Here is a 14111-nt window from a genome sequence, read left to right as displayed (position 1 = left end):
CAGCACGCGCTTAACAAGCGTCCGGCACATTGGTGGATGTCGGAAGGGCGGGCGGCCAGCCCACCCGGACGGCACCAGACGGCGCCAAGGACTTCCGGAGCGGCTCCCGGACTCCATGGTGACCCGGACGCGTACAGCCCGGTCCTGACCCGGCCCGCGTCCCTCGCGGGGACCGCCGTCGTCCCGCCCTCCGGCTCGCTCCGGGGGTGCGGCGGTCCCCGCGACTACCTCTTCGCGGTCCCGGCTCCCGCCTTCTCGCGGCCCCGCCCGTCCGCTAGTCGTCCTGCGAGGGCTTCGTCCGCGTCCACGCGCTGGCCAGGCCCTGCGCCACGTTCACGCCCACGATGCCCGCCCAGCTGATGAACAGGCCCGCCGTACCGGCCTGCGTCGCGGCGATCGCGGACAGCGGGATCGCCAGGATCAGGGTGAAGCCCGCGAACCCGTAGCGGGCGAAGGCGGGGCCGGTCTGCGGCGGGCCGATCGGGCGGCGGTCGGCGCGGGCGAACGACGTCTGCTGCTGCGCCAGCTCGCGGCGGACCCGCTGCTCGACGCGGCTGTCGATGCTGTCCGACACCTTCTCGATGAAGGAGTCGACGAGCGCGGATTCGTACTCCGCTCCGAGGTCCTTGCGGGCCTGCAAGGTGGCGGAGAGTTCCTTGGTCAGTTCCGGGTCGCGGGTGTCCATGCGCCCACGGTAGGCGGACGGTGCCGTGGGCCACACTGGGGTTAGCCCCCGGATCGACCGGGGGTCGAGTCGTCCCGCAGGAGGATCCGCCATGGCCGACGTACCGCTGCTGACCGCCCTGCACGGCGGTACGGACCGGGCGGACGCGCTGACCGTCGACGGGCGCGGCAGCTCCTACGAGGAACTGCTCGGCGCCGCGGGCGCGGTCGCCCGGCGCGTCGCGGGCGCCCCGGCCTTCGCCGTGCGGGCCACCGCCTCGCTGGAGACCGTCGCCGCGGTCGTCGGCGGACTGCTCGCCGGGGTGCCCGTGGTGCCGCTCGCCCCCGACGCGGGCCCCGCCGAGAGCGAGCACATCCTGCGCGACTCCGGCGCCGAGGTGGTGCCGGTCGACTTCGCCGAACGCGCCGACTTCACCGGCGCCGAGCCGAGGGCGGCGTCCGACCCGTCGCCGTACCGCGACGCGGCCCTGGTGCTCTACACCTCGGGGACGACCGGGCCGCCCAAGGGCGTGCTGGTCTCCCGCGCCGCCGTGGCCGCCGATCTCGACGCCCTGGCGCAGGCGTGGCAATGGACCGCGGACGACACCTTGGTGCACGGTCTGCCGCTCTTCCATGTGCACGGGCTGGTGCTGGGGGTGCTCGGGGCGCTGCGCACCGGAAGCCGCCTGGTGCACACCGGGCGGCCCGCACCCGCGGCATACGCGGCGGCGGGCGGCAGCCTCTACTTCGGGGTGCCCACCGTCTGGCACCGCGTGGCGCGCGACGAGGAGGCGGCCCGCGCGCTGTCGGGCGCCCGGCTCCTGGTGTCGGGCAGTGCCCCGCTGCCGGAGCCGGTCTTCCGGTCGCTGCGCGAGCTGACCGGCCACGAGCCGGTGGAGCGCTACGGCATGACGGAGACGCTCATCACGGTGAGCGCGCGGGCGGACGGCGCGCGCGTCCCGGGCGCGGTCGGCACCCCGCTCGCCGGGATCCGCACCAGGATCGCCGAGACCGAGGACGGGATCGGCGAGCTCCAGGTGCAGGGCCCCACGCTCTTCGACGGCTACCTGGGCCGCCCCGAGGCGAGCGCGGCGGCCTTCACCGACGACGGCTGGTTCCGCACCGGTGACATCGCCGCGGTCGACGAGGACGGCACGCACCGCATCGTCGGCCGCGCCTCGACCGACCTCATCAAGTCCGGCGGCTACCGGATCGGAGCGGGCGAGGTGGAGAACGCCCTGCTGGACCATCCCGCGGTACGCGAGGCTGCCGTCGTCGGCGCCCCGCACCCGGACCTCGGGCAGCAGATCGTGGCCTATGTGGTGGCGGACGGCGTGAGCGCCACGGAGCTGACCGACTTCGTGGCCGCGCGGCTGTCGGTGCACAAGCGGCCGCGGACGGTGCGCTTCCTCGCCGAGCTGCCGCGCAACGCGATGGGCAAGCCGCAAAAGCGGTTGCTGCCCCCTGTCTGACCAGGTAGACGTTGGGGGCGGATCGAGCGGAGGGGGTCGCTCCTTCCGGCGTGCCCGGACGACCCGGGCCGCGCCCGGGGGCACCCCGCGCTTGCCACTTGCCGGGCGGCAAGTAAGCTCATCCCACAGACAACGTTGCCCGTCCCACCGGACGGCCTCCCCTGGGCCGTCCGGGTCGCCGATACCCCGGTCCCGCTCCGAAGGGTGGCGGTGATACGTCCTGCCATGGAGGCAGCACCGCATGTTCCACCGCATCGGACGCACAGTCGTCCGCCATCCCGTATGGACCATCGTCGCGTGGGTCATCGCGGCGGTCGCGATCATCGCGACGGCCCCGAGCCTTCCGTCCAACAGCGACGAGAGCAGTTTCCTGCCGAGCAGCTATGAGTCCATCAAGGCCATGGACCTCCAGGAGAAGGCATTTCCCCAGGCCTTCACCCCCGCCGCGATCGTGCTCTACCAGCGCGAGGACGGCGGCAAGCTGACCAAGACCGACCAGGCCGACATCGCCCGCATCACCAAGGACCTGGGCGGCAAGAAGATCGACCAGGTCCAGAAGGTCGTCGACGGCACCTCGTCCAAGGACGGCAAGTACACCACCGCCTACGTCCAGATGGACAAGAAGTCGGCGGGCCAGCCCAAGCAGGCCGATGCCGCGAAGGAGCTGCGCAAGGATTCCACCGACCTGGCCAAGGGCACCGCGCTCAAGGTCCAGGTGGGCGGTCAGGCCGCGCAGAACCTGGACCAGCAGGACGCCGGCAAGACCTCGGACGCGGTCGCGCTGTTCGGCTCCCTGCTGATCATCATCGTGACGCTGTCGATCATCTTCCGGTCGCCGCTGATCGCGATCATGCCGCTGGTGCTGCTCATCGGCGTCGTCTTCACCGTCTCCAACGCGCTGATCGCCGACGCCACCAAGGTCTTCGGACTGCAGGCCAACAGCTCGATCTCGGCGCTGCTCATCGTGGTGGTGCTCGGTGTCGGCACCGACTACTTCCTCTTCCTGATGTTCCGCTATCGGGAACGGCTGCGGGCGGGTGACGAACCCAAGCAGGCGATGATCAACAGCGTCACCAGGGTCGGCGAGGCGATCGCCTCCGCGGCCGGAGCGGTGATCATCGCCTTCTGCGCCCTGGCGCTGTCGACGCTGGGCTTCCTCACCCAGCTCGGCCCGGCGCTGGCGATCCTGGTCGCGGTCACGCTGCTCGCCGGTCTGACGCTCTTCCCCGCGGTGTGCTCGCTGATCCCGGTGCGGGTGCTGTTCTGGCCCGGCAAGAAGTGGCAGCAGGAGCCCACGGGCACCCGCTTCGCCGCCATCGGACGGCTCGTCGGCCGCAAGTCCGGCCTGGTCGCGGTGGTGTCCGGCCTGGTGATGCTGCTGCTGACGCTCGGCACCTTCGGCTACAAGGCGTCCTACGACCTGGCGTCCGGCTCGATCCCGAAGTCCAAGGAGTCGATGGTCGTCCAGGACACCCTGGCCTCGGCCTACTCCGCGGGCGCCGCCGAGCCGACCAACGTCTACCTCAACAGCACCAACGGCAAACCGCTGCCCGCGGACCTGTCGGCCTACAGCGACAAGCTGAGCAAGGCCGAGGGCGTCGCGTCCGTGAGCTTCGACAAGGCGAACGACCTCAACAAGCCGGGCACCACCGCGAACTTCACGGTCACGCTGAAGTACGAGGCGGCCAGCGACAAGGCGATCTCCGCGGTCGACGGCATCCGCAGCGTCGCCCACGACAACGCGCCGCCCGGGACCGAGGCCTTCGTCGGCGGCACGTCGTCGATCTTCAAGGACATCAACGCGGCCGTGAACCACGACTACCGCACGGTCTTCCCGGTCGCCGCCATCCTGATCATGGTGATCCTGGGGCTGCTGCTGCGCAGCGTGGTCGCGCCCTGGTACCTGATCGCGTCCGTCGGCCTCGGCTTCGGCGCCACCCTCGGCACCACGGTGCTGCTGTTCGGGCGGGGCGACGGGCTGATCTTCATGCTGCCGATCATCATGTACCTGTTCGTCGTCGCCATCGGCACCGACTACAACATCCTGATGATCGCCCGCCTCAGGGAGGAGGCCCGCGAGGGCCGCAACCCGCGCGAGGCGGCGGCCGAGGCGCTCAAGCACGCCGGTCCGACGGTCGGCGCGGCGGGCGTGATCCTCGCGGCGACCTTCGCGACGCTCATGCTCTCCGGCAACTCGTTCCTGACCCAGATGGGCTTCACGGTCGCCTTCGGCATCGTGATGGCGGCCTTCGTGATGGCGATGTTCTTCACGCCGAGCCTCACCGCGCTCATCGGCCACGCCGCGTGGTGGCCGGGGCACGCCGACCGGGCGTCCGCTTCCGGCGGCACGGGGAACGGCGACGGCGGCTCCGGCGGCTTCGGCGGACCGAACGGTCCGGGTGGCCCCGGCGGTCGCCGGGACTCCGAGCTTGACGCGCCCGGGAGGCGCTGAGCTGCGGGTTTTCCGGCAGTAGCCGGGTTTTCCACAGGGCCGGACAGGTGTCGATCACCTGTCCGGCCCTTTCGGTTACGCTGAGACAGCGGACAGTGACCGGTCGGTTGCGGAGAGTCGGAGCAGGGTGTCGGAGAGGGGTGGTGGGCCGTGCGGGGACGGTGAGAGAGGGGCGAGCCGGCGGCGGTACGGGCGCCGGAGCGGGAGCGGCCGGGGGGACCGGCGGGGCGGGCGCGGGCCTTGCCGGAATGCATACGGTCATGCAGAGTCAGGGATCGGTGAATAGGAGGCCTGAGAAGGGGGTCGGGGATGGGCAGTGGTGACGTGACGAGCCGCGGCAGATGAGCGGCAGCGTATGAACGGCGGTACGGCCCCGGGTGACGGCGGCCCCGCGGGCACGGCCGGCCCGGCGGGGGCGGGCGGCGAGAGCGCCGCGGGACGGCTGCTGAAGCTCTTCGAAGCGCACCGGCTGACGCCGACCCAGCGGCGGATCGCGCACTGCCTGGTGCGCCGGGCGGTGGACGCGCCCTTCCTGTCCAGCGTCGAGGTCGCCGAACTCGCGGGCGTCAGCCAGCCGTCCGTGACCCGCTTCGCGGTGGCCCTGGGCTTCGACGGCTATCCCGCGCTGCGGCGCCATCTGCGGGAGGTGCCCGCGGCCGCCTCCGCCGCGCAGGAGGCGGCGGGCGGCAACGAGTACCAGCAGGCCGTGCACGCCGAGATCGAGAACCTGCGGCACCTCGCGGCGCTGCTGGCCGACCCCGCGCCGGTCGCCCGTGCCGGGGCGCTGCTGGCCGCGTCGGTCCCGCTGCCGGTGCTGGGGCTGCGCGCCGCCGGTGCGCAGGCGGGGGGCTTCGCGTACTTCGCCGCCAAGGTGCACCCGGACGTGCGGCTGCTGGACGAGGGCGGCACGGTGCTCGCCGACCGTATCGACGCCGCGGTGCGGGCGGGGGCGAGCGCGCTGCTGTGCTTCGCGCTGCCGCGGCATCCGCGGGAGGTCGTCGAGGCGCTGGAGTACGCCCGCGGGGCGGGGCTGACCGTCGTGACGGTGGCGGACAGCGCCTTCGCGCCCGTCGCCGCGCACAGCGACCTGCTGCTGCCCGCGGCGGTCGGGACGGGGCTGGCCTTCGACACGGCGTGCGCGCCGATGCTGCTCGGCCGGGCGCTGCTGGAGGCCATGTGCGACGAGCTGCCGGACGCGCAGGCGCGGCTGGAGGAGTTCGACGCGCGGGCCGCGGCGCGCGGGGTGTTCGTGGAGTGAGCCGCGGCCGCCCGGCGGCGGGCGGAGCGGTGGCCTGGCGGTGCGCGCGGGGCCGGTGCGTGTCCGGCGCGTCGCGGGCCTGGCTGCGGGCCTGCCCCGGGCCGGTTGCCGTGGGTGCGGGGGCCGCGGGTGGCGCTTCCCGGACGCGGGCGGGCCGCCCCGGGTGGGGCTGCCGTGCGCGTCGGCTGCGGGCGCGGTCCGCGGGGGAGTGCGGGCCGGGCGCGGCGGGGGTTCGTCTTAACGAAAATCTGAGAATGCCGAAGTACCCTCCCGTCCACCTGGCATCCGACGCCGTGGGCCGGCCGCGGCGGACGGCGACGCGTGGCGGAACGGCCGGCGGAAGAGGAGGTGCGACGTGGTGCGCGGGGCCTACACATTGGCGCGGGTGGCCGTGACGGTGCGGACCGCGGGGGTGTGGCTGTGGTGGCTGGGGGTCGTCGCGGCGGCGCCCGGCACGGCCGTGACGTTCAGCCCCACCGGGCGGCGGATCGGTGTGACGGCGGGGGCGGCGCTGTTCGTCGTGGCCGCGTTCGCGGTCTTCTTCGTACGCGCCGGGCGGGCGCAGGCGCGGGCGCGGGCCGCGAGCCGGGCGGCGAAGTCGGTCTACCTCCAGGACCGCAAGGTGACCGCGCGGGCCTGGGTGCGGCGCCGCCGCTGGTGGCTGGCGCTCGCCTTCGTGGTCGCGCTGGGCTCGTCGGCGGGAATGCCGTGCGCGGGCGGGATGCTGCTGGCCGGGGCGGGCGCGGGGCTCTTCGCGCGGGCGCTGCGGATAGGCCGGATCGAGCGGAGCCGGGAGGCGCTGCTGTGGATACGCCCCGACGGCGACCCCGCCGCCTACCAGCTGACGGGCACGGGTGCGGGGGACGCGGTGCCCGGCGGCGGGCGGCGCCGCTGACGCCGGGCCGGGACCGCCGCGCGGCTCAGGGCTGGAGCGGCGGGAGGGCGGCGCCGCTCTCGGCGAGCAGTTCGCCGAGGGTCTGGGCGGCGCGCACGGGTGCGAAGACGGGCTCGGCGCCGGGCTCGCCGGTGTAGGCCCAGACGGCGGGGCGGGGCAGCGCGTTGTAGGCGAAGTGGGTCGAGAAGTAGTAGGCCCCGGTGTCCAGCAGGGCGACGTGGTCGCCCGCGGCCAGCAGCGGCAGGGCGCGGCCGCGCGCGACCAGGTCGCCCGCGAAGCAGCAGGGCCCGGCGACGTCCTGGACGACGGGTTCGCCGGTCTTGGACCGCCCCTGCGGGTCGAGGGCGAGAACGCGCAGCGGCCACGCCTCCGGCGCGAAGACGGTCCGGGTGGCGACCTGGGCGCCCGCGTGCGTGACGGCGATGGGCCGCCCCCCGGCGGACTTGGCGTACTCGACGCGGGCCAGCACCGTGCCGTGCTTGGCCAGCAGCGAGCGGCCGAACTCCGTGACGATGCCGTAGCGCCCGTCGAAGAGGCCGGGCACCTCGGCGCGCAGCAGGTCCGCGTAGGCGCCGAAGGTGGGGTCGGTCGCGTCCGAGGTGAAGTCGACGGGCAGCCCGCCGCCGATGTCGAGGGTCGTGACCTGCTGCCGTCCGGCGGCGGCGTTGACGCGCTCGGCGAGGTCGTAGGCGGCCCGCACGCCCGCGGCCATGAGCTGAAGCGGCACGCCCTGGGAGCCGGTGTGGGTGTGCAGCCGGGTCAGCCAGGGGCGTTCGGCGTAGGCGCGCAGCACCCACTCCTCGGCGCCCGGGTCGCGCAGCGCCACGCCGAACTTGGAGGTGGCGGTCGCCGTGCTCATCGCGTCGATGCTGCCGCCGCCGACCTGCGGGTTGACCCGCAGGCCCAGCGGTGAGGCGGACGGGGCGGCGGCCAGCAGGGCGTCGATGCGGGCGAGTTCCTCGGGGTTGTCGGCGTTGACGGCGACGCCGAGGGCCAGCGCCTCGCGCAGTTCGGCGGTGCTCTTGGCGGGGGAGTCCAGCACCGTCATCGCGGGCGGGATGCCCGCGGACCGGGCGAGGGCGAGCTCGCCGGGGCTGGCCACCTCCGCGCCGAGCCCGTACTCCCGCAGCAGGCCCAGGACGGGCACCAGGGACGCCGCCTTGACCGCGAAGGTGTGCTGCACGGCCACCCCGGGCGTGGCGAAGGCCGCGTGCAGGGCGGTCGCCGAGCGCCGGACGCCCACGGTGTCCAGCAGCCCGACCACCGGCTGCTCCTCGCTCACCAGCCCGCGCGCGACCGCCGCCCGCAGTGCCCCGCTCCGCCGCTGTGCCGCCTGCTCCGCCGCGCGCCCCGCCTCGTCCGTCATGGGCGCCATCCCACCACTGAGGTGCCCGCCGACGCCACTGCCCCGCCGACTTGTTGACTAGAGCTATTCAGCCCCCGAGGATGTGAATATTCGATGACGTAGGCAGTGTCGTGACGAGGAGGCCGCACCGATGACGGGACCGAGGCCGGTACGCGCGCCGCGCGGTACGGAGATGAGCGCGCTGGGCTGGCAGCAGGAGGCCGCGCTGCGCATGCTGCAGAACAACCTCGACCCGGAGGTGGCCGAGCACCCCGACCGGCTGGTGGTCTACGGCGGCAGCGGGAAGGCCGCCCGCGACTGGGCGTCCTTCGACGCGATGGTCCGCACCCTGCGCGGCCTGAAGCAGGACGAGACGATGCTCGTGCAGTCCGGCCGCCCGGTCGGCGTCATGCAGACCCACGAGTGGGCGCCGCGCGTCCTCATCGCCAACTCCAACCTGGTCGGCGACTGGGCCACCTGGGAGGAGTTCCGCCGCCTCGAAGCCCTCGGCCTGACCATGTACGGGCAGATGACGGCCGGTTCGTGGATCTACATCGGCACCCAGGGCATCCTCCAGGGCACCTACGAGACCTTCGCCGCGGTCGCCGCCAAGCGCTTCGGCGGCAGCCTCGCCGGCACGATCACCCTCACCGCCGGGCTCGGCGGCATGGGCGGCGCGCAGCCGCTCGCCGTCACCATGAACGGCGGCGTCGCCCTCTGCGTCGACTGCGACCCGCGCGCCATCGAGCGGCGCATCGCCCACCGCTACCTCGACGTCCGCGCCGACGACCTCGACCACGCGCTGCGGCTCGCCACCGAGGCCCGCGACGCCCGCCGGCCGCTGTCGATCGGCCTGCTCGGCAACGCCGCCGACGTGCTGCCGCGACTGCTCGCCATGAACGCGCCGATCGACGTCGTCACCGACCAGACCTCCGCCCACGACCCCCTCGCCTACCTGCCGCTCGGCGTGGACCTCGCCGACATGGCCGACTACGCGGCCGAGAAGCCCGCCGAGTTCACCGAGCGGGCGCGCGCCTCGATGGCCCGGCACGTCGAGGCCATGGTCGGCTTCCAGGACGCGGGCGCCGAGGTCTTCGACTACGGCAACTCGATCCGGGGGGAGGCCGAACTGGCCGGATACGAGCGGGCCTTCGCCTTCCCCGGCTTCGTCCCCGCCTACATCCGCCCGCTCTTCTGCGAGGGCAAGGGCCCCTTCCGCTGGGCGGCCCTGTCCGGCGACCCCGCCGACATCCACGCCACCGACCGCGCGATCCTCGACCTCTTCCCGGAGAACGAGTCGCTGGCCCGCTGGATCCGGCTGGCCGGCGAGCGGGTCCACTTCCAGGGCCTGCCCGCCCGTATCTGCTGGCTCGGCTACGGCGAGCGCGACAAGGCGGGCGAGCGCTTCAACGAGATGGTCGCCGACGGCACCCTCAAGGCCCCGGTCGTCATCGGCCGCGACCACCTGGACTGCGGCTCGGTCGCCTCCCCCTACCGGGAGACCGAGGCGATGCGCGACGGCTCCGACGCCATCGCCGACTGGCCGCTGCTCAACGCCATGGTCAACGTCGCCTCCGGCGCCTCCTGGGTGTCGATCCACCACGGCGGCGGCGTCGGCATCGGCCGCAGCATCCACGCCGGCCAGGTCACCGTCGCCGACGGCACCGCGCTGGCCGCAGAGAAGATCCGCCGGGTGCTCACCAACGACCCCGGCATGGGCGTCATCCGCCACGTGGACGCCGGGTACGAGCGGGCCGAGGACGTCGCCGGGCAGCGCGGCGTGCGCGTCCCGATGCGCGAGGCGTCCGCATGACCGGCGGCACGGGTCCGGACGCGGACGGCGGCACAAGTACGGGTACGGGTGCGAACGACGGCACAGGTACCAGCACGTGCCCGGACGGCGGCCCGGGTACGGCCACGGCCGCCGGTGACGGCTTCCACACCATGTGGCGCGACCTCGCCGGGATCGGCCGGCACGCCCCCTCCGGCGGCTACCGGCGGCACGCCTGGACGTCCGCCGACGCCGACTGCCGGGAGTGGTTCCGCGCGCAGGCCGCCGCGCGCGGGCTGGCGTACGAGACCGACCGCAACGGCAACCAGTGGGCCTGGCTCGGCGACCCGGCCGCGGGCGACGCCGTCGTCACCGGATCGCACCTGGACTCCGTGCCGGACGGCGGTGCCTTCGACGGCCCGCTCGGCGTCGTCTCCGCCTTCGCCGCGCTCGACGGTCTGTGTGCCCGCGGCGCCCGGCCGCGGCGCCCGCTGGGGATCGTCAACTTCACCGACGAGGAGGGCGCCCGCTTCGGGGTGGCCTGTGTCGGCTCCCGGCTGGCGGCCGGTCAGCTCGCCCCGGCCGACGCCCGTGCGCTGACCGGCGCCGACGGTGTGACGCTCGCGCGGGCGATGGAGCGCGCCGGGCAGGACCCGGACGCGATCGGGCCCGACCCCGCGCGCCTCGCCCGCATCGGCGCCTTCGTCGAACTGCACGTCGAGCAGGGCCGGGCACTGGACCTGGTCGGCGCGCCGGTCGGGGTGGCCTCGGCGATCTGGCCGCACGGCCGCTGGCGCTTCGACTTCCACGGCGAGGCCAACCACGCGGGCACCACCCGCCTGGAGGACCGCCGCGACCCGATGCTGACCTACGCCACCACCGTGCTCGCCGCGCGCAAGAAGGCCCGGCTGGCGGGCGCGCTCGCGACCTTCGGCAAGGTCGCGGTCGAGCCGAACGGGGTCAACGCCGTCGCCTCGCTCGTGCGCGGCTGGCTCGACTCGCGCGCCCCCGACGAGGACACGCTCGCCGCGGTCGTCGCCGCGATCGAGCAGGCCGCGGCCGAGCGCGGGACGCGCGACGGGGTGCGGGTGAGCGTCACCCGCGAATCGTTCACCCCCGTGGTGGAATTCGCCCACGAGCTGCGGGACCGCCTTGCCGCCCTGCTCGGAGCGGGTGCGCCGGTACCCGTTCTGCCCACCGGCGCGGGACACGACGCCGGAATCCTCTCCGCGGCCCTCCCGACCGCCATGCTGTTCGTACGCAACCCCACCGGCGTCTCGCACTCCCCGGCGGAACACGCCGCCGAGGACGACTGCGCCGCCGGAGTGTCCGCGCTCGCCGACGTATTGGAAGGTCTCGCGTGCAGGTGACGTACTGGCTGGAAAACGCGTGGCTCGGCACGCACGCCGCGCCCGGCATCCTTCTGACCCTGGCCGACGACCGGATCGCCGAGGTCCGCACCGGGGTCGAGCACCCACCGGCGGGCGCGACGGTGCTGCGCGGCCTGACCCTGCCGGGCCTGGCCAACGCCCACAGCCACGCCTTCCACCGCGCCCTGCGCGGTGTGGCCCAGATCGGCGCCCGCCCCGGCGCCCCGTCCGGCACGGGCCCGGACGGCGGTACGGGCGGCACGGGCGGGCGCTCGGCGCCCACCTCCTTCTGGAGCTGGCGCGACGTCATGTACGACGTCGCGGGCGCCCTCGACCCGGACAGCTACTTCGCCCTCGCCCGCGCCGTCTACGCCGAGATGGCGCTCGCCGGCATCACCTGCGTCGGCGAATTCCACTACCTGCACCACCAGCCGGACGGCACCCCGTACGCCGACCCCAACGCCATGGGCGAGGCGCTGATCGCCGCCGCGGGCGAGGCGGGCATCCGCATCACCCTGCTCGACACCGCCTACCTGCACGGCGGCTTCACCCGCACCGGCTACCGCCCGCTGGAGGGTGTGCAGCTGCGCTTCGGCGACGGCACCGCCGACCGCTGGTACGACCGCTGGTCGCGGCTCAAGGGCGAGGGCCACGCCAAGGTCGGCGCCGCGGTGCACTCGGTGCGCGCCTTCTCCGACCGCGACGGCTACCGGCTCTTCGCCGAACGCACCGCGGACGTGCCCGTGCACATCCACCTGTCCGAGCAGACCGCGGAGAACCGGGCCTGCACGGCGCTGCACGGCCGCACCCCGGCCCGGCTGCTCGCCGACAACGGCTTCTGGCGCCCCAACACCACCGCCGTCCACGCCACGCACCTGACCGCGGGCGACATCGCGCTGCTCGGCACGGGCGGCGGCACCGTGTGCATGTGCCCCACCACCGAGCGGGACCTCGCCGACGGCATCGGCCCGGCGCCGCAACTGCGCCGCGCGGGCGTCCGGATGAGCCTGGGCAGCGACAGCCACGCCGTGATCGACCTGTTCGAGGAGGCGCGCGCGGTCGAGCTGAACGAACGCCTCCAGGCCCGCACCCGCGGCCACTGGACCGCCGCCCAGCTGCTGCGCGCGGCGACCGACGACGGCCACGCGAGCCTCGGCTGGCCCGACGCGGGCCGTCTGGAGCCGGGCGCGCTCGCCGACTTCACGACGATCGCGCTGGACACCGTACGGACTGCGGGCCCGCCGCCCCGGCTGGCTGGCGAGACGGCCGTATTCGCGGCCACGGCCGCGGACGTGCGGCACACCGTGGTGGGCGGGCGGCAGGTCGTACGCGACGGGCGGCACCTGCTCGTCCGGGACGTGCCCGCCGCCCTGGCCACGGCGATCGGTGCCCTGCACCCCTGACCCCGGCCCGTACGCCCGGGACCCGCGGAGCCCCGGCGACCAGCGTCACGGCGACCAGCGAAACGGCCACCACGATCCCGGCCCCCCACGTCCCCCGCCCCCCGACGACCACGAGAGCACCCACGATGACGAGCAGCGGCACCGCGGAGGACCCGGCCACCCCGGCGGGCGCAGCGCACGCGACCGCTCCCGCGCCCGGCGCGGCCCCCGCCGCCTCCGCGCGCAGCCGCAGCACGCTCGTCACCGGCATCGGCAGCCTGCTCACCAACGATCCCTCCCTCGCCGCGGCCACGGGCGACGGCTCGCTCGCCGCCCTCGGACTCCTCCCGGGCCCGGCGGCGGTCGTGATCGACGGCGACCGCATCGCCTGGCTGGGTCCCTCCAGCAAAGCACCCGCCACTGACAACCGGTTCGACGCGGGCGGCCGGGCGCTGCTCCCCGGCTTCGTGGACTCCCACTCCCACCTGCTCTTCGCGGGCGACCGGAGCCCGGAGTTCGCGGCCCGGATGGCCGGCCGCCCCTACACCGCGGGCGGCATCCGCACGACCGTCGCGGCGACCCGCGCGGCCGGCGACGCCGAGCTGGCCGCGACCCTGGAGCGCTTCCTCGGGGAGGCGCTGCGGCAGGGCACGACGACCCAGGAGACCAAGTCCGGCTACGGCCTGACGACCCATGACGAGGCCCGTGCGCTCGCGGTCGCGGCCCGGCACACCGACGAGGTGACGTATCTGGGCGCGCACGTCGTCCCGCCGGAGTTCGCCGCCGACCCGGACGGCTACGTCGCCCTGGTCACCGGCGAGATGCTGGACGCGTGCGCGCCGCACGCCCGCTGGATCGACGTCTTCTGCGAGCGGGGGGCCTTCGACGGCGACCAGGCCCGTGCGGTGCTCACCGCGGGCGCGGCGCGCGGCCTGGTCCCGCGCGTGCACGCGGGTCAGCTGGGTCCCGGTCCGGGCGTGCGGCTGGCGGTGGAGCTGGGCGCGGCCTCGGCCGACCACTGCACGCACCTGACGGACGCCGACGTGGACGCGCTCGCGAGCGCCGCGGACACCACCGTGGCCACGCTGCTGCCCGGCGCCGAGTTCTCCACCCGCGCCCGCTACCCGGACGCGCGGCGGCTGCTGGACGCGGGCGCGACGGTGGCGCTGTCCACGGACTGCAATCCGGGCTCGTCCTTCACCACGTCGATGCCGTTCTGCGTCGCGGTCGCGGTGCGGGACATGGGCATGACCCCGGACGAGGCGGTGCACGCGGCCACCCACGGCGGCGCGCGCGCCCTGCGGCGTACCGACGTCGGCCGGATCGCGGTCGGCGCGCGCGCCGACCTGCTGCTGCTGGACGCGCCCAGCCACGTCCACCTCGCCTACCGCCCCGGGGTACCGCTGGCGGCGGCGGTGTGGAAGGCGGGCGCGCTGCGGTACGTCTCGCCCGCGCTGGACGGCGCGAAGCGCGGCTGAGAGCCGCGCGGCGGCCGGAAAGCCC

The 14111-nt window shown here is 74.8% G+C and carries 10 protein-coding genes; 8 read left to right on the top strand and 2 right to left on the bottom strand.

What is annotated here, in order from left to right; all coding sequences use genetic code 11:
* Positions 1-274: 274 nt before the first annotated feature.
* Positions 275-685 carry a hypothetical protein gene (locus ACWERV_RS05325; protein ID WP_398177408.1) on the bottom strand — a complete coding sequence of 137 codons (411 nt, stop codon included), beginning with the start codon at positions 683-685 and terminating at the stop codon, positions 275-277.
* Between the two features lie 91 nt (positions 686-776).
* Here ACWERV_RS05325 and ACWERV_RS05320 point away from each other — a divergent pair, with 91 nt between their 5' ends.
* The 4 genes from ACWERV_RS05320 to ACWERV_RS05305 all read left to right on the top strand — a co-directional run bounded on the left by ACWERV_RS05320 (position 777) and on the right by ACWERV_RS05305 (position 6740).
* On the top strand, positions 777-2135 hold the full coding sequence (locus ACWERV_RS05320) for an AMP-binding protein (protein WP_452929040.1): 1359 nt from the start codon (positions 777-779) through the stop codon (positions 2133-2135).
* Between the two features lie 241 nt (positions 2136-2376).
* Positions 2377-4587 carry an MMPL family transporter gene (locus ACWERV_RS05315; protein WP_452929038.1) on the top strand — a complete coding sequence of 737 codons (2211 nt, stop codon included), beginning with the start codon at positions 2377-2379 and terminating at the stop codon, positions 4585-4587.
* Positions 4588-4942: 355 nt separating this feature from the next.
* Entirely contained in the window at positions 4943-5845 is a 903-nt protein-coding gene (locus ACWERV_RS05310; protein WP_452929035.1) for a MurR/RpiR family transcriptional regulator, read from the top strand.
* Between the two features lie 355 nt (positions 5846-6200).
* Complete coding sequence (locus ACWERV_RS05305) at positions 6201-6740, top strand: hypothetical protein (RefSeq protein WP_452929032.1); 540 nt, start codon at positions 6201-6203, stop codon at positions 6738-6740.
* A gap of 25 nt (positions 6741-6765) precedes the next feature.
* Here ACWERV_RS05305 and ACWERV_RS05300 read toward each other — a convergent pair whose 3' ends face one another.
* Complete coding sequence (locus tag ACWERV_RS05300) at positions 6766-8115, bottom strand: diaminopimelate decarboxylase (RefSeq protein ID WP_452929029.1); 1350 nt, start codon at positions 8113-8115, stop codon at positions 6766-6768.
* Between the two features lie 121 nt (positions 8116-8236).
* On the opposite strand from ACWERV_RS05300, the gene hutU reads away from it, so the two are divergent.
* From hutU to hutI, 4 genes are all read left to right on the top strand, one after another.
* Positions 8237-9898 carry a urocanate hydratase gene (hutU, locus tag ACWERV_RS05295; RefSeq protein WP_452929026.1) on the top strand — a complete coding sequence of 554 codons (1662 nt, stop codon included), beginning with the start codon at positions 8237-8239 and terminating at the stop codon, positions 9896-9898.
* A 131-nt stretch (positions 9899-10029) separates the two neighbouring features.
* Complete coding sequence (locus tag ACWERV_RS05290) at positions 10030-11226, top strand: allantoate amidohydrolase (RefSeq protein WP_452929309.1); 1197 nt, start codon at positions 10030-10032, stop codon at positions 11224-11226.
* The gene (locus ACWERV_RS05285; RefSeq protein WP_452929023.1) at positions 11217-12629 is read left to right on the top strand and encodes a formimidoylglutamate deiminase; all 1413 of its coding nucleotides are present in this window, start codon (positions 11217-11219) and stop codon (positions 12627-12629) included. The genes ACWERV_RS05290 and ACWERV_RS05285 overlap by 10 nt, the downstream gene beginning before the upstream one ends.
* A 125-nt stretch (positions 12630-12754) precedes the next feature.
* Positions 12755-14086 (top strand): imidazolonepropionase, encoded by a 1332-nt coding sequence (hutI, locus tag ACWERV_RS05280; protein WP_452929020.1) that lies wholly within the window; start codon positions 12755-12757, stop codon positions 14084-14086.
* The last annotated feature ends 25 nt before the right edge of the window (positions 14087-14111 follow it).

The sequence above is a fragment of the Streptomyces sp. NPDC004031 genome (assembly GCF_053604375.1).
Note: the sequence above shows the minus strand (reverse complement) of the source record. Positions and strands in the feature narration are given on the sequence as shown.

Coding starts and splice junctions, on each gene's coding strand:
- ACWERV_RS05325 (WP_398177408.1), bottom strand. CDS start 685: ATGGACACCCGCGACCCGGAACTGACCAAGGAACTCTCCGCCACCTTG.
- ACWERV_RS05315 (WP_452929038.1), top strand. CDS start 2,377: ATGTTCCACCGCATCGGACGCACAGTCGTCCGCCATCCCGTATGGACC.
- ACWERV_RS05310 (WP_452929035.1), top strand. CDS start 4,943: ATGAACGGCGGTACGGCCCCGGGTGACGGCGGCCCCGCGGGCACGGCC.
- ACWERV_RS05290 (WP_452929309.1), top strand. CDS start 10,030: ATGTGGCGCGACCTCGCCGGGATCGGCCGGCACGCCCCCTCCGGCGGC.
- hutI (WP_452929020.1), top strand. CDS start 12,755: ATGACGAGCAGCGGCACCGCGGAGGACCCGGCCACCCCGGCGGGCGCA.
- ACWERV_RS05320 (WP_452929040.1), top strand. CDS start 777: ATGGCCGACGTACCGCTGCTGACCGCCCTGCACGGCGGTACGGACCGG.
- ACWERV_RS05300 (WP_452929029.1), bottom strand. CDS start 8,115: ATGGCGCCCATGACGGACGAGGCGGGGCGCGCGGCGGAGCAGGCGGCA.
- hutU (WP_452929026.1), top strand. CDS start 8,237: ATGACGGGACCGAGGCCGGTACGCGCGCCGCGCGGTACGGAGATGAGC.